This window comes from Mycobacterium sp. IS-2888, from assembly GCF_001954215.1.
Classification (GTDB): domain Bacteria; phylum Actinomycetota; class Actinomycetes; order Mycobacteriales; family Mycobacteriaceae; genus Mycobacterium.
This window is the reverse complement of record NZ_MBET01000050.1, coordinates 1-15,375: the sequence shown is the minus strand read 5'-3', so window position 1 is coordinate 15,375 and position 15,375 is coordinate 1. Positions and strand designations below refer to the sequence as shown.

Below are 15,375 nucleotides of genomic sequence, written 5' to 3'. Positions count from 1 at the left end.
CCGTTCAGTACACTTCGTTGCTTGAACACGCCCTTGCCAATCGGAGCCGCGCTGGCTGCGCTGGTGCTGTCCCTGGCCGGATGTAGCGGCGGAAACCATCCGGCCGCGCCCAACGCGGCGGGCCCGTGCGAGATCGTGGCGAATGGGTCACCGGTGCCCAAGACTCCGTCGACGCCCGCGGTTTCGCCGCCGTCGTCGCGGAACACCGCGCAGAATCCCGAGATCGCGAGCGGCTACCGCAGCGACATGACCGTCGTGCAGACCGCTCACTACGCGGTGGCCACGGCCAACCCATTGGCGACCCAGGCGGCCTGCCGGGTGTTGCGGGACGGAGCGACGGCCGCCGACGCGTTGGTGGTTGCTCAGGCGGTGTTGGGGCTGGTCGAACCGCAGTCCTCGGGCCTCGGCGGCGGCGGGTTCGTGCTGTACTACGACGCCCGTAGCGGCGCGGTGCAGGCCTACGACGGCCGCGAAGTCGCCCCCGCGGCGGCGGGTGAGAACTACCTGCGCTGGATCAGCGACAGCGATCGGGCCGCACCCAGGCCCAACGCGCGCGCCTCGGGGCGCTCGATCGGAGTCCCGGGGATCCTGCGGATGCTCGAGCTCGTGCACAACGACCACGGGCACACGCCGTGGCGCGACCTCTTCAACTCCGCAATGGCGTTGGCCGACGGCGGTTTCGACATCAGCCCCCGGTTGGCCGCCGCCATCTCCGACTCGGCGGCTCAGCTGCGTGGCGACGCGCAGGCGCGCGGGTATTTCCTCAATCCCGACGGCGGACCCAGAGCCGCGGGGACGCGGCTGACGAACCCCGCGTACTCAAAAACGTTGTTCGCCATAGCCTCCGGAGGCGTCGGCGCCTTCTACACCGGCGCCATCGCCCGCGACATCGTCGCGGCGGCCGCCGACACCTCGGAGGGCCGCACGCCAAGTGAGATGACGGGCGGGGATTTGGCAGGCTATGTCGCCAAGAAACGCGAACCGCTGTGCACGACGTATCGCAGCCGGCAAGTCTGCGGCATGCCCGCGCCGTCGTCGGGCGGCGTCGCGGTGGCGGCCACGCTCGGAGTCCTCGAGCATCTTCCGATGGCTGACTACCCGCCCAGCCGTGTCGATCTCAACGGGGGCCGCCCGAGCGTGATGGGGGTGCATCTGGTTTCCGAAGCCGAGCGGCTGGCCTACGCCGACCGCGACAAATACGTCGCGGATGCCGATTTCGTCGGGCCGCCCGGGGGCTCGCTCAACGCGCTGATCGACCCCGGCTATCTGGCCGGTCGCGCCGCGCTGATCTCCCCGCAGCACTCCATGGGGATCGCCAAGCCGGGCGACTTCGGGATGCCCGCCGGTGTCGCACCACCGGCCCCGGAGCACGGCACCAGCCATGTCAGCATCATCGATTCCTACGGCAACGCGGCCGCGTTCACCACGACCATCGAGGCGTCGTTCGGGTCCTTCCACATGGTCGACGGATTCGTCCTCAACAATCAGCTCACCGATTTCGCCGCCGAGCCCCGCACGTCCGACGGCGCACTGGTGGCCAACCGCGTCCAGCCGGGGAAACGGCCACGAAGCTCGATGGCGCCGACGCTGGTGTTCGACCCTTCGCCGGGCGGCCGGGGCCCGCTGTACGCGGTGACCGGCTCGCCCGGCGGTTCCACGATCATTCAGTACGTCGTGAAAACACTTGTGGCGATGCTGGATTGGGGACTCAACCCGCAGCAGGCCGTCTCCCTGGTCGATTTCGGCGCCGAGAACTCACCGCTTACCAACGTCGGCGGCGAGGACCCCGAAATCAACGCCTCGGATAACGGCGACCACGACCCGCTGGTGCAAGGCCTCCGCGCGCTGGGACATCAGGTCAACTTGGCTGATCAGTCCAGCGGGCTCTCGGCGATCACCCGCAGCTCGTCGAAGTGGACCGGCGGCGCCGACCCGCGCCGCGACGGTTTGGTCATGGGAGACAACGCATAACGGCCGCCGCCGCCCGCTACGCCGTCGTCAGCGTCGTCTGGTCTTCGTCGGCGTCGCCGAGACTGCCGGTGTCGCTGCCGACGATCGGCGGCACCCGGGTCGCGCGCACGTAAACGGTGTCGCCTTCCCGCAAGGCCAGCGCCTCGGCGTCACCCCGGGTGATCTGGGCGGTGAACGCCCCGCCGGTGGCCGCGCTGGTCAACTCCACGCGCACCTCGAAACCCAGCGCCACTACCCGGTCGACGACGGCGCGCACGACGCCGATGGACTCGGCGGTGCCGTCGCCGCCGGCGATCGCCATGTCCGGTTTGCGCCCCACCCGAATGTCGTGTGGTCGGACCAACGCGCCGTTCAATGCGGAGACCGCACCCAGGAACGACATCACGAACGCGTTCGCCGGGGAGTCGTAAACCTCAGTGGGAGAACCGACTTGCTCGATTCGGCCCTGGTTGAGCACAGCGATTCGATCGGCGACGTCCAGCGCCTCGTGCTGGTCGTGGGTGACCAGCACCGTGGTGACGTGGACTTCGTCATGCAGGCGCCGCAACCAGGCCCGTAGGTCCTCGCGGACCTTGGCGTCCAGGGCACCGAACGGCTCATCGAGCAACAGCACTTCCGGATCAACCGCCAGCGCCCGGGCCAACGCCATGCGCTGTCGTTGGCCACCGGACAGCTGGTTGGGGTAGCGGGTCTGGAATCCGCTCAGCCCCACCACTTCCAGGAGATTGTCGACCTTCTCCTTGACCTCGGCCTTCGGCCGCTTGCGAATCCTGAGCCCGTACGCCACATTGTCGCGAACGGTCATGTGCTTGAACGCCGCATAGTGCTGGAACACGAATCCGATGCCGCGGCGCTGTGGCGGCACCCGCGTCACGTCACGACCGTTGATCGTGACGGTTCCGGTGTCGGGGTGATCGAGGCCGGCGATGGTGCGCAGCAGGGTCGATTTTCCTGACCCGCTGGGGCCCAGCAACGCCGTCAGCGAGCCGGCGGGTACGACGAAATCCACGTCGTCAAGCGCGACGAAATCGCCATAGCGCTTGTTGGCCTCGCGCACGACGATGGCATTTTCGCTCTGGTCGGTCTGGGCGGCTGTCATAGAGTCCCCTCGTTCACACCTCTCTGGTTGCTCGGGCCCGGCGGGCGTCGACAACCACCTGGAAGATCAGCACCACCACGGAAACGGTCATCAGCAGCGTCGACAGCGCGTAGGCGCCATACTCGGCCCCACGGTTGTAGCGGTCCGAGACCAGCAACGTCAGCGTCTGCGACTTCCCCGGCAGGTTGGACGACACGATGATGACCGCGCCGTATTCCCCGAGCGTACGGGCGACGGTCAGCACGATGCCGTAGGTCAGGCCCCACCGGATGGACGGCAGGGTGATCCGCCAAAACGTTTGCCACCACGTGGAACCCAGCGTTGCGGCGGCCTCCTCCTGGTCGGTTCCCAACTCGTGCAACACCGGCTCGACCTCGCGCACGACGAAAGGCAGGGTGACGAAGACGCTCGCGAGCACGATGCCGGGCAGGCCGAAGATGATCTTGAACCCGAGATCGCGTTCGACGAAGCCCAGCGCACCGGCCGAACCCCACAACAGGATCAACGCCACGCCCACGACGACGGGCGACACCGCGAACGGCAGATCGATGATCGCCTGCACCACGCCCTTGCCGCGAAACCGGTTGCGCGCGAGCACCAATGCCGTCGGAATACCGAAGACCACGTTCAGCGGCACCACGATGGCCACCACCAGCAGCGACAGGTTCAGCGCCGATATGGCCGCCGGGGTACTGATCCACTCGACGAACCGGCCGAACCCGGGCTGAAAGGTGCGCCACAGGATCACCGCTACCGGAACGATGAGCAGCACGAAGACGTATGCCAGCGCGACGTACCGGATGGCGTAGCGAACCCCCGACGAAGATCTCATGCGGACAACTCCTGGCGTTTGGCCGCGCGCGCGCCAACGACACGCAGCAGGAGCAGCACCACAAACGAGAGCGACAGCAGCACAATCGATATCGCCGCCGCGCCGGTGCGATCGTCGTTCTCGATCAGGGTGCGGATCCACTGCGACGACACTTCGGTTTTCCCCGGGACCGCACCACCGATCAGCACGACCGAACCGAATTCGCCGATCGCACGCGAGAACGCCAGCCCCGCACCGGATAACAACGCGGGGGTCAGCGACGGCAGCACCACCGAGGTGAAGACCTTCGGCCCCGAGGCGCCCAGCGATGCCGCCGCCTCCTCGGTCTCGCGATCGATTTCCAGCAGCACCGGCTGAACCGCACGCACCACGAAGGGCAGGGTGACGAAGGCCAGCGCCACCGCCACACCCCACGCGGTGTGCTGCAGATGAAGCCCCACCGGGCTGTTGTTCCCGTACAGGGCGAGCATCACCAGGCTGGCGACGATGGTCGGCAACGCGAACGGCAGATCGATGATCGCGTCGACGAGCCTCTTCCCGACGAAGTCGTCGCGCACCAGCACCCAGGCGATCAACAGACCGAAGACCAGGTTGACGACGGTGACTCCGGCGGAAATCGTGAGCGTTACCCGGAACGACTCCACCGCGGCGTTCGACGTCACAGCCAGCCAGAACGCGCGCCAACCGCCGCCCGCGGCCTGCCACGCGATGGCGGCCAGCGGCAACAGCACGATCACCGAAAGCCACACCAGCGCCACACCCACTCGGAAGGACGTGGTGCCCGACCCGCGCGAGGGCCACCCGCGTGGAGCCCATCGACCGGCGGCGCCGTCGAGTTCCGGCCGGATCGCCGGGGGGTCCGGTGTAATCGCGGCCGTCATCCGGTGGCCTGCATGTAGATCTTGGTGATCCTGCCGGTGTTCTTGTCGAACAGCTGCGGATCCGCCGTGCCCCAGCCGCCGAGTTCGGCGATCGTCCACAGCTTCGCCGGCGCCGGGTACTGGTCGCGGAAATCGGCAGCGATCGCCGGGTCGACCGGCCGGAACCCCGCCTGCGCCCACAACTTCTGCGCCGCCGCGGTGTACTGAAAGTTCTTGAAGGCCCGCGCCGCATCCAGGTGCGGGCTGGTGCTCACCACCGCCACCGGATTCTCGATCTTGAACGTCTGCGGCGGGGTGACATGCTGGACCGGCTTGCCTTGTCGCTCAGTGGCGATGGCCTCATTCTCGTAACTGATCAACACGTCACCGCTGCCCTGGACAAAGACGTCCGTGGCTTCCCGTCCCGATCCGGGGCGCAGTTTGACGTGCCCGCTCACCAACTGCCGCACGAAATCGACGCCGGCATCGGCGTTTTGGCCGCCGCTGCTCTTCACGGCGTACGGGGCGAGCAGATTCCATTTGGCCGAACCCGAACTGAGCGGACTCGGCGTGATGACCTCGACACCGGGGCGCAGCAGGTCATCCCAATCCTTGATGTTCTTGGGATTGCCCGCGCGCACCACGAGAGTCACCACCGAGCCGAACGGGATGCCCTTGGTCGCGTCGGTATTCCAGTCCTTGGAAACCTTGCCGGCCTTGACCAAACGACTGATGTCCGGTTCGACCGAGAAGTTCACGACGTCGGCCGGTTTACCGTCGACGACCCCGCGCGACTGATCGCCGGAGGCGCCGTACGAGGTGATCACCTGCACGCCCTTGCCCTCCTCGGAGGCGTTGAACGCGGGGATCACCTTGCTCCAGCCGGGTTCTGGGGCGGAGTAGGCGACCAGGGTAAGGCTCGTATGGGCGTTCGCCGGGCCGCCACCACCGACGACGTCGCTGGGGCCGCCCTGACACGCCGCGACGACAGCGGCAACCAGCCCGAGCGCTCCGGCATAGCGAACCCGCCGCCGGCGCAGCGCGCCTGCGATGTCGTCGAACATTGGTGGCCTTCCAGTACGGGACTATTGATATCGATCCGTAACTGCGGAAAGGCGCCGAGAATTTCAGTAGGAGCTACGAACTCAGACCAGACCGCGCACGGGTTTGGGAGTCAGCGACAACAGTGCACGAATACATAGCAGTCCAAAACACCGGTTGCTGCGTGCATGGCGCGAAGCCTAACAGGAATTCGTGGGGCTGCCACCGGACGCCGCATCGGCCACCGGCCTCAGTGCGTTAGCAGCCACGCGACGATCACCAGTACCACGAGCGTGACGAGAATCAACGTCACGTGCGAGCGGGGCATGCGGGCTAACCGGCCGCCCCGTCGGCGTGGCGGGCGCGGCGCATAAGCCCGATGCCCCTGCCGAGAAGACCGTCCAGCAAAGTCGCCGTGATGTAGGCCACCACCAGCACGACGGGCATCACCACCATGGCCTGTAACACAAAGGCCAAACCCGAAAGCCACAGCTCGTTGCCGTCCCACCAATTCAGGAACGCGTTCACCGGGCTCACACTATTCGCCCCGGCACCGGAAACCAATGTGCCGAGAACGGCCGGCGCCTGCCGCATCCTCCAATCCGGGGCAACGACGGATCGCCGGCGGCAGACCGGTGGGCAGGATGGCTGGCCTGCTGTTGGCCCGCGCCAGCGTAAAAGTCACCGTGATGGAAAAGCACGCGGTGCCGGCGCCGCCGCATTCGCGACAGCACCGGCACCGCCCTGTCCAGGGATTACCTGCCGGCGCCGGGACCGGCGTTGATGCCGCCACCCGTGTGGCCGCCCACGCCGCCCTGAACCGGACCCAGGTCAACGCCGCCGCGGGTGCCGCTGCCGGCACCACCGCTGACGCCGCCGGGACCGGCGTTGACACCGCCGCCCGTGTTGCCGCCCACGCCGCCCTGAACCGGACCCAAGTTAAGGTCGCCGCCGGTGCCAGTTCCGGCACCACCGCTGACGCCGCCGGGACCGGCGTTGACGCCGCCACCCGTGTTGCCGCCGACACCGCCTTGCACCGGACCCACGTTGACGCCGCCACCTGCACCACCGTTGACGCTGCCGCCGTTGTCCGGGTCAGCGCTGGCCATCCCCGCGCCCAATCCGAAAGCACCGAGTGCGCCCGCCATGGCCGCGGCAAGGATCCATCTGCGGAGGTTGTGAAGTGTTTCCATCGCATTCTCCATTCGTTACTGAATGGGGATATCCGGCTTGATCCCCCCGGGCAGACTCTCCACCCATCTGGTGCCCTCCCCGACTAGACGCCGCGGAGGGTCACCCCGTGATGACGCTATGCGCGGCGGCACAGCTTTGCAACGTCGGTGCGTATTGGACTGGCGTACAACGCTCGAGCCTTACGGACTCGTATTATGCTGGCGCAGAAGGCAATACGCAGAAACGGCCAGCTGCGCACCGTCGCCTCGTTGCTGATCCCGCAGTTCGGCTCTGCCAAAGTCTTGCCACCACTGGCGGTCTCGTACGTGCGAATCTCCGGCTCGACGATATCGCCACTAACGATGCGACGAGAATCGTTGAGGCGCAGCCGGTCTGACGCGTGTATCAATAGCCAAGCGACGATCGCCAATTGTGCGCCGGCACGCTGGTGAGCCACGCACCCCGCCGGCGGCGCATCAACGCGATGCCCGTGCCGATGAGGCAGTCCAGCAAAGCCTCGTGGCGCGGGCCACCACTCGCATGACGCGCCGCACAACTATGGCGGGAAGGTCACCGCCAACGCTTATCAGCAAAATCATGGACGGCGAGCAGGTCGACAGTCGATGATGTCGAAATGGTGCTGCACGCTCAACCTGCCGACCAACCGGCCGACGCCGTCCCCGGGGAAGCCCTCGAAACGGCGCCGCAGAGCAGTCGCGAATCGGCCTTGGCGTCGCCGCTCGATTTCAGCGCGCCCGCACCCTTTGCGTCCACGGGAGCGCTGCGCAACCCGTTTCCGCCGATCGCCGATTACGCGTTTCTGTCCGACTGGGAGACGACCTGCCTGATCTCCCCGGCCGGTTCGGTGGAATGGCTGTGCGTGCCCAGGCCGGACTCGCCGAGCGTGTTCGGCGCGATCCTGGACCGCAGCGCCGGCCATTTCCGGCTGGGCCCCTACGGCGTCTCCGTGCCGTCGGCCCGCCGCTACCTTCCCGGCAGCCTGATCATGGAGACCACCTGGCAGACCCACACCGGCTGGCTGATCGTGCGCGACGCGCTGGTGATGGGGCCCTGGCACGACCTCGAACGTCGCTCGCACACGCACCGTCGCACCCCGATGGACTGGGATGCCGAGCACATCCTGCTTCGCACGGTGCGCTGCGTCAGCGGCACCGTCGAACTGATGATGAGCTGCGAGCCGGCATTCGACTATCACCGCGACACCGCGGTCTGGGACTACTCGGCCAACGCGTACGGCGAGGCCGTCGCGCAGGCGGGCCGGCAACCCGACAGCCACCCGACGCTGCGGCTGACCACGAACCTGCGCATCGGCATCGAGGGGCGGGAGGCCCGGGCACGCACCCGGATGACCGAGGGCGACGACGTCTTCGTCGCGCTGAGCTGGACGAAGCACCCGGCGCCGCAGACCTACGCCGAGGCCGCGGAAAAGATGTGGCAGACCACCGAATGCTGGCGGCAATGGATCAACATCGGCAACTTCCCCGACCATCCGTGGCGGGCGTATTTGCAGCGCAGCGCGCTGACGCTGAAGGGTCTGACCTATTCCCCCACCGGTGCCCTGCTGGCGGCCAGTACCACGTCGCTTCCGGAAACGCCTCAGGGGCAACGCAATTGGGACTACCGCTACGCCTGGGTTCGCGACTCGACGTTCGCGTTGTGGGGGCTTTACACGCTGGGCCTGGACCGCGAGGCCGACGATTTCTTCGCCTTCATCGCCGACGTGTCCGGCGCCAACAGCAACGAGCGTCATCCACTGCAGGTGATGTACGGGGTGGGCGGCGAGCGCAGCCTCGTCGAAGACGAGCTGCACCACCTGACCGGCTACGACCACGCCCGCCCGGTGCGGATCGGCAACGGCGCCTACGACCAGGTCCAGCACGACATCTGGGGCTCGATCCTGGATTCGTTCTATCTGCACGCCAAGTCACGCGAGCAGGTTCCTGAAACCCTGTGGCCGGTGTTGAAGAAACAGGTCGAGGAGGCGATCGCGCATTGGCGCGAGCCCGACCGCGGAATCTGGGAGGTGCGCGGAGAGCCGCAACACTTCACGTCGTCGAAGGTGATGTGTTGGGTGGCCCTGGACCGCGGGTCCAAACTGGCGAGGCGACAGGGCGAGAAGAGCTATGCCCAGCAATGGCGGGACATCGCCGAGGAGATCAAGGCGGACATCCTGAAGCACGGCGTGGATTCCCGCGGCGTGTTCACCCAGCGCTACGGCAGCGACGCGCTGGACGCCTCGCTGCTGCTGGTGGTGCTGACCCGATTCCTGCCGCCGGACGATCCGCGGGTGCGCAACACGGTGCTCGCGATCGCCAACGAGCTCACCGAGGAAGGCCTGGTGCTGCGTTACCGCGTCGAGGAGACCGACGATGGGCTGTCCGGCGAGGAGGGTACGTTCACGATTTGCTCCTTCTGGCTGGTGTCGGCGTTGGTCGAGATCGGCGAGGTGGCCCGCGCCAAGCGACTCTGCGAGCGGTTGTTGTCCTACGCGAGCCCGTTGCACCTCTACGCCGAGGAGATCGAGCCGCGTACCGGCCGGCACCTGGGCAACTTCCCGCAGGCGTTCACCCACCTGGCGTTGATCAACGCGGTGGTGCACGTGATCCGCGCCGAGGAGGAATCCGACGGCTCCGGGATGTTCCAGCCCGCCAACGCGCCGACGTAGCGGTTCAGCTCACCGTCAGGGCCACCGGCCCGTATGCCCTTGTGCTCCACGGTTTTTGGCCGAATCTCCTGAACGTCGGCCGCGAACCCACTGAACGGGCCCAACATTCTTGGTCTGCACGCCGGCGAAGCCGTGGTCCTTCAGAATGTCTCCGACCTCGTCTTGGGTGAACACGTAAGGATCGAGGCTCGGTAGCCTGCGCCAGAATCGGACGGCGTGTCGAGCAACGGGGACCACCACCGCCAACTGTCCGCCCGGTCGCAGCACCCGCATCATCTCGGCCAGCGCGGCAGCCGGGTCCGGCATGAATTGCAGCACGCCGATCGAGACGACCGCATCGACCGTCTCACCGCGCAGTGGGAGCCGCTGGGCGTCCGCGCGTAGGAACCCGAGCTGTGGCCCCGATTGCGCACGAACCGCGCGCGCCAACATCGCCTCGGAGCGATCGAGGCCCAGCACCAGTGCGTCCGGCCCCCCCCGCGCGGGCGATGGACGCGGTGACGCTGGCGGGACCGCAGCCGACGTCGAGGATGATGCCGCCCTGCGGGATGTCGAGCCAGTCGACTGAGGGCTGAAAAGCGCTCACCAGCTTGCGCAACACCGCTTGGGCATTGTCGTAGACCATCGCCGCCGCCGGCGAGGCCCATAACGCCTGGATCGCGCCGGTTTTGTTCGGCGATGCCGAGCCTTCTCCCACCGATCCAGCGGCCAGCAGATCGAGGTAGCCCCTTGTGACGTCCGGCTCGGCGGGCGGATCGGCGAGCAGTTCCAGCGCCCTACGCAACGCCGGGGGCAACGCTGCGGTCAAATAGGTAACCTCATTTCTTCGAATGCGTTAATTGATTTCTTTCGAGTGTGTTAATTAATTTCTTCGAGAGCGTTAATTAATGGGCATCGACAATTCGGGGCTGTTATTAGGCGCGCGATCAATTTGGCCATTTTTATTAGGCACACGACAAATTTGATCTATTAGACGCACGAGCAACTATTGACCCCGCCTAGCAAACTAAATAACCACGTTGCAGCCTACGCTACGGGATCGAAGAGGTCGACTGGCGACTTTGGTGATAACTGGACGAGATGTGACACGACGAAGGCGCTAAACGGTCACCGACCGTGAACGCGGGGCCGCGTTGCCGCTCAGCACAGGTTTATCGGATCATCGCGCCTCAGCGGGCAACCGGGTCCCGAGCAGCGCGTCGAAATCGACGCCAGATCTTATGTCGCGACTGACGCTTTTCAGGTTGCTGTGAGCGACTCGTAACGCTTGCGCCCGCTTGCCACGAAGGCCGCTCAGTCACGCGCCCAATTCCATGCCGGCCGAAGGCCGACACAATTTGGGCCTTGTGCAGCGAGAGCGATGTGAGCCATGATGAGCTGGGAGAGAGAGGAAGTTAGAGAGAAGATTCGTCGGCGGTCAGCACGCTCACCCCTCCTACGAAACGCGGGTGCTGCACCGGTTGGAGGATGCGATGGTCGAGTTTGCGGTCCACCCGGGGACAGTGTTGCTCAAGCGCATCGCCGCCGAAGGCGACCGCAATCCCGACCGCCCGCCTAGCGGGCCAGCGTTTGTGCAAGTGGTCAGCGGCCATAATCACATCTCCCGATTTGCACCATTCGGCCCATCGGGCCCCACCAAACCTTCGGCGGGTGGCCCGAAATCTTATGCCGCTGCCCCACGAGGCAGCTCATTATGGCGGCGAAAAACCGTCAGAATACCACTCTACATGCCGCTACACGGCAAACAATATTTGAACTCATCGGGCCCCATTTTCCCATTCTACGAGACAGCTTCCCGGGTGCGATTTTTCGGAAAGCTTTTGCGATCGCGAATTACGTACGTAACCGCATAACAGCGCCCCTAAAAATCCGACCCGGTTATGAGAGGTGCGACGATGAAATCCCTGGGTGCAAATCTATTGCCAGACACCTTCGTTTCCCAACGTTCCGTACTTGTTGACCTCTGCGAGTCGATCGAAGGCAGATCGACAGCGATACCGATCATCCGCGCTCGCTCCACGCTCGATGCGCGTGAGATCGTCGCCGCAGGTCGGGCCGAATCGGCGATGGCCCCAGATCTCGCGGGCACTGTCGTACCGATCGTCGTGCAGGAGCCACAGGACGCCTTGGCCGGGCTTTTCGCCGTGGCGCTTGCCGGCGGCGTGCCACTTGTGCTGTCTGGTTCACGAACGTATGAGTCGGCTACGGCGGTGCAAAGACGCATTAACGATGTTGCCGAAAAGGTCAATGCTCGATTCGTCTACCTACACGGAACGTGGCAACAGGTATCAAAGGATTCACAACCCGACGTCGCTCACGAGGAAACGGCCTTTTTACAGTTCAGCTCGGGGAGTGTCGGCAGCCCTCGGCCGCTGCGGATATCACATCGCGCCCTCAGCGCTCAATTGGAGATATTGGCGGATGCCACCGCGGTCGGATCGGACCCCGTGGCGGGCTCGTGGTTGCCACTGTCGCATGACATGGGACTTGTCAGCACCTTGCTCGGTTTGTCGCTCGGGTGCCCCTTGTTGCTGTGGAGCCCAGAAGAGTTCCTGACGGCGCCGGCCCAGTGGATCGAGCAGATGGCGACTCACCGAGTGGGCTTTTGGCCGGTCATTCCCGCGGGGATGCATATCGCGACCAAGGCATTGGCATCGCGCGGCCGCCGCCTCGGTGCGCTGCGAGCTGTGCTCGTCGGCGCCGATGTCATACGCCCTAATGTCTTAACGGCGTTCGAATCAACGGCCGGCTGCGGCGAAAATGTCGTGCGCCCTTGCTACGGCCTCGCCGATGCGACGCTGATGGTGACCTGCGCTCCCGGGGATCGGCACTGGCGGACGGTGGATGCGCCCGAAACCCCCGATCGCAGCGAGCGATATACCCGACTGGTATCTGTTGGCCCACCCGCGCCCAACACCGAGGTATGGATCGAGGTCGGGGGTCATCCTGTCGGCGAGCGCATCATCGGCGATGTAGTCGTGCGGTCGGCTTCCCGCTGCTCGGGCCCCTTCGGGGGCGAAGTGGTCCCCGCGTCGGTTCCGGTGCACACCGGCGACCTGGGGTTCATTGCCGACGGCGAGCTGGTCTTTACCGGTAGGGCGGCCGAAGTCGTACGGGTCGCCGGGCAGGATTTTTTGCCCACCGAGGTGGAAGACTTCCTGGTCCGGACGGGCTTCGGCAAAACGGGGCGCGTTGCCGTAGTCGGAGTCGACAACGACGCAGCGACCCAAATGGTTGCAGTGATCGAAAGCGGATCCGACATCAGCGATGAGGCGGCAACGGCCCGCCGTCGCGAGCTCCTGGGAGCCGCCAGAGCGGCCGGTCTGCCGCTGACAGGAGTCAGATTCGTACCGCGGAACTGGCTAAGCAGGACAACCAGCGGCAAGCTGCGCAGGCGCCGAATTGCCGCAGATCTCATGGAGGCGGGCAATGACCGGCTCTGCCAACGCGTCGCACAATGACAAACCCGAGATTCACACTCCGAAAAAGACGGCGCCGGTAAGCGGCACGCCGCTAACCCGCGATCGCGTGATCGCTGAGATCATCCGCGCCGTACGCGCCATGCGCCCGTCCTTTTCTGAGCGGGAACTAAATCATCAGACCAACCTGTCGCTGGACTTGGGCCTCGAGTCAGCGTCCCGGGTGGAGCTCCTGCTGGAAGTCGAACGCGCTCTCGACGTTCCCTTGAATATTGGAGAAGTGGTGGTATTTGTCGAGCTCACGATCGGCGAGCTCGCCAATCTCATCGTACCCAAAGCCGAAGACGAGGACACGGACCGATTACCTAATCCTGGGCGTGCTCTCCACGATAACGGCGATAGTCGCCTCTACCGGGTAAACCCCAAAACTTCATAGCCGGATTGACGGCATCAGCGTCCGTTGTGGGAGGTAGTCGTGTCGGACCGTCGCATCGCAGCATCATCTGCGCAAGAGGCTTTATGGTTTGCCCAGAAATTAGTTCCCGATCCGCCAAATAACATCTCCTGCCACCTTGAAATCTTGGGCCCACTGGATCACCGCGTCATGGCGAAAGCTTTGCGTGACGTCTGTCGCGAAGCAACGACTTTGCGTGTCACCTTTGTTCAAGACGAAGCCGGACTGTGGCAAACGCAGGGCGACCCGGACGCCTGGGAACCGGATTACGTCGATGTCAGCCATACGGATAACCCGGAATCCGCTGGACGCATCATCATATCGGCGATGACTCATCGCGCGTTCGACCTAAGTCACGATATCTTGTACCGCGCGGGGCTGATCAAGCTAGATGAGGCGCGCCATACGTTATTCGTGGTAGTCCACCACATCGTCTGTGACGGATTTGGGCTGCTCGTCGCTGTCCGGCGCATAGCGGAGGTGTACACGGCCGCGACGTCGAGCGTCAGCCCTTCCCGATCCAAGTTTTGCAGTCCCGAAGTGATCGCCAGCGACGATTTGGAATATAGATGCTCCGAGAGCTTTGTTTCGGACAAAGAATTCTGGGCCAATTACACGGCGGCTTGGCCGGAGCCGCTGGCGATCTCCGAACGTCCAAATTCCCCGCAACCGCCGACGTTGCATCAGAGCTTGGCTCTCACCGGAGACGATGCAACTCTCCTCAGAACTGCTGCGGGTCGCGCTGACCAGTCCCTGCCGCGTTTTTTGACCGGGTGTCTGGCCGGTTTCTTTAGTCGAGCGTGTTCGCCATCGGAGTTTTCGATTCGACTAGCGGTCGCTAACAGGTTCGGCACCGCGTGGAGCACGCCCTGCATGCTTTCCAATGTCGTTCCTGTGCGCATCAACATGGCGCCAGGAATCCGATTCATTGATTTTGCGAAATCACTGGACCGAGAGATCAGCACACTGGTTGCCCATTCCCGATATCAGATCTCGGCTATTCAGCGCGATGCCCGCCTGTTGAACGGACAAAAAAGCCGATTTGGACCCGTTATCAATGTTCTGCCATTCTTCGGGAACATCAAATTTGGCGAAAGCCGTGCAGTTTTTCGCGGCGCCTCTTTCGGAGCCTGTGATGATCTCCTGATCTCGGCATATTACGACACGGGTCAAGGCGACAAGAGCCAGGGCGGTGATGTTTATGTCCAACTTGATGCAAACGGGCTGCTCTATGCGAAGCACGATCTGTTCCGTTTGGCAGCTCAGCTGACGTCTTTTTTGCATGAGGTCTCGGTTGATCCGGAGCGGCGGATCGATCAGATCGAGATCATCGATGCGGTCGAACGCGACCAGGTCGTGAACCGGTGGAACGACACCGCCACCCCAATACCGCGCGGCAGCGTGCCAGAACTGTTCGCCGCCCAAGCCGCCCGCACACCCCAGGCGCTCGCGGTCGAAGACGACGACGAGACCCTGACCTATCACCAACTCGACGCTCGGGCAAACCATCTCGCCGCCCAGCTGACCACCTATGGAGCCCGACCCGAAACCATCGTCGCGGTCGCACTGCCCCGCTCCACCCGATTGGTCACCGCGCTGCTGGCCATCTCCAAAACCGGCGCGGCCTACCTGCCTATCGACCCGAACTACCCCAGCGAACGCACCACATACATGCTCACCGACGCCGCCCCCCAACTACTGATCACCGACACCGCCACCATCCAAACACTGCCCGACACCGACCTACCCCGACTCATCCTCGACACCATCGACCCCCCCACCGGAACCGGAGACACCCCCCCAACAACCACAAACACCCCAAAAATGACCAACCGCACAC

At 64.8% G+C, this 15,375-nt stretch carries 11 protein-coding genes and 1 pseudogene; 5 read left to right on the top strand and 7 right to left on the bottom strand.

Annotation, left to right across the window (positions count from 1 at the left end; all coding sequences use genetic code 11):
• Positions 1-21: 21 nt before the first annotated feature.
• Complete coding sequence (locus A5745_RS07715) at positions 22-1,971, top strand: gamma-glutamyltransferase family protein (RefSeq protein WP_254848514.1); 1,950 nt, start codon at positions 22-24, stop codon at positions 1,969-1,971.
• Between the two features lie 16 nt (positions 1,972-1,987).
• On the opposite strand, the gene A5745_RS07710 is transcribed toward A5745_RS07715, so the two are convergent.
• The 6 genes from A5745_RS07710 to A5745_RS24605 form a co-directional block, all read right to left on the bottom strand.
• Positions 1,988-3,070, bottom strand: a complete 1,083-nt coding sequence (locus A5745_RS07710) for a sulfate/molybdate ABC transporter ATP-binding protein (RefSeq protein WP_076115647.1) — start codon at positions 3,068-3,070, stop codon at positions 1,988-1,990.
• A gap of 13 nt (positions 3,071-3,083) precedes the next feature.
• A complete protein-coding gene (gene cysW / locus A5745_RS07705) occupies positions 3,084-3,902 on the bottom strand; it encodes a sulfate ABC transporter permease subunit CysW (protein WP_076115646.1) in 819 nt (272 codons plus the stop codon).
• On the bottom strand, positions 3,899-4,783 hold the full coding sequence (gene cysT, locus A5745_RS07700; protein WP_076064640.1) for a sulfate ABC transporter permease subunit CysT: 885 nt from the start codon (positions 4,781-4,783) through the stop codon (positions 3,899-3,901). The genes cysW and cysT overlap by 4 nt, the downstream gene beginning before the upstream one ends.
• Positions 4,780-5,826, bottom strand: coding sequence for a sulfate ABC transporter substrate-binding protein (locus A5745_RS07695; protein ID WP_076064639.1), 1,047 nt, complete (start codon positions 5,824-5,826; stop codon positions 4,780-4,782). Before A5745_RS07695 ends, cysT begins: the two co-directional genes overlap by 4 nt.
• A 310-nt stretch (positions 5,827-6,136) precedes the next feature.
• The gene (locus tag A5745_RS07690) at positions 6,137-6,340 is read right to left on the bottom strand and encodes a hypothetical protein (protein ID WP_240563158.1); all 204 of its coding nucleotides are present in this window, start codon (positions 6,338-6,340) and stop codon (positions 6,137-6,139) included.
• Positions 6,341-6,558: 218 nt separating this feature from the next.
• Positions 6,559-6,996 carry a hypothetical protein gene (locus tag A5745_RS24605; RefSeq protein WP_076115645.1) on the bottom strand — a complete coding sequence of 146 codons (438 nt, stop codon included), beginning with the start codon at positions 6,994-6,996 and terminating at the stop codon, positions 6,559-6,561.
• Between the two features lie 614 nt (positions 6,997-7,610).
• Here A5745_RS24605 and A5745_RS07680 point away from each other — a divergent pair.
• Positions 7,611-9,662 (top strand): glycoside hydrolase family 15 protein, encoded by a 2,052-nt coding sequence (locus tag A5745_RS07680; protein WP_076115644.1) that lies wholly within the window; start codon positions 7,611-7,613, stop codon positions 9,660-9,662.
• A 15-nt stretch (positions 9,663-9,677) separates the two neighbouring features.
• Here A5745_RS07680 and A5745_RS07675 read toward each other — a convergent pair.
• Positions 9,678-10,470, bottom strand: a pseudogene (locus A5745_RS07675) (class I SAM-dependent methyltransferase).
• 1,087 nt (positions 10,471-11,557) lie between these two features.
• Between A5745_RS07675 and A5745_RS07665 the strand changes: the two are divergent.
• The 3 genes from A5745_RS07665 to A5745_RS24270 all read left to right on the top strand — a co-directional run.
• Complete coding sequence (locus A5745_RS07665) at positions 11,558-13,123, top strand: AMP-binding protein (RefSeq protein ID WP_170874570.1); 1,566 nt, start codon at positions 11,558-11,560, stop codon at positions 13,121-13,123.
• Positions 13,092-13,517 carry an acyl carrier protein gene (locus tag A5745_RS07660; protein ID WP_076064632.1) on the top strand — a complete coding sequence of 142 codons (426 nt, stop codon included), beginning with the start codon at positions 13,092-13,094 and terminating at the stop codon, positions 13,515-13,517. The genes A5745_RS07665 and A5745_RS07660 overlap by 32 nt, the downstream gene beginning before the upstream one ends.
• Before the next feature lie 39 nt (positions 13,518-13,556).
• On the top strand, positions 13,557-15,375 hold a 1,819-nt coding region (locus A5745_RS24270; protein ID WP_175879783.1), incomplete at its 3' end, for a condensation domain-containing protein.

What these genes read in the sequence shown, in the direction of transcription:
- A5745_RS07710 (WP_076115647.1), bottom strand. Translation starts at nt 3,070, where the DNA reads ATGACAGCCGCCCAGACCGACCAGAGCGAAAATGCCATCGTCGTGCGC.
- cysW (WP_076115646.1), bottom strand. Translation starts at nt 3,902, where the DNA reads ATGAGATCTTCGTCGGGGGTTCGCTACGCCATCCGGTACGTCGCGCTG.
- cysT (WP_076064640.1), bottom strand. Translation starts at nt 4,783, where the DNA reads ATGACGGCCGCGATTACACCGGACCCCCCGGCGATCCGGCCGGAACTC.
- A5745_RS07695 (WP_076064639.1), bottom strand. Translation starts at nt 5,826, where the DNA reads ATGTTCGACGACATCGCAGGCGCGCTGCGCCGGCGGCGGGTTCGCTAT.
- A5745_RS24605 (WP_076115645.1), bottom strand. Translation starts at nt 6,996, where the DNA reads ATGGAAACACTTCACAACCTCCGCAGATGGATCCTTGCCGCGGCCATG.
- A5745_RS07680 (WP_076115644.1), top strand. Translation starts at nt 7,611, where the DNA reads ATGGTGCTGCACGCTCAACCTGCCGACCAACCGGCCGACGCCGTCCCC.
- A5745_RS07665 (WP_170874570.1), top strand. Translation starts at nt 11,558, where the DNA reads ATGAAATCCCTGGGTGCAAATCTATTGCCAGACACCTTCGTTTCCCAA.
- A5745_RS07660 (WP_076064632.1), top strand. Translation starts at nt 13,092, where the DNA reads ATGACCGGCTCTGCCAACGCGTCGCACAATGACAAACCCGAGATTCAC.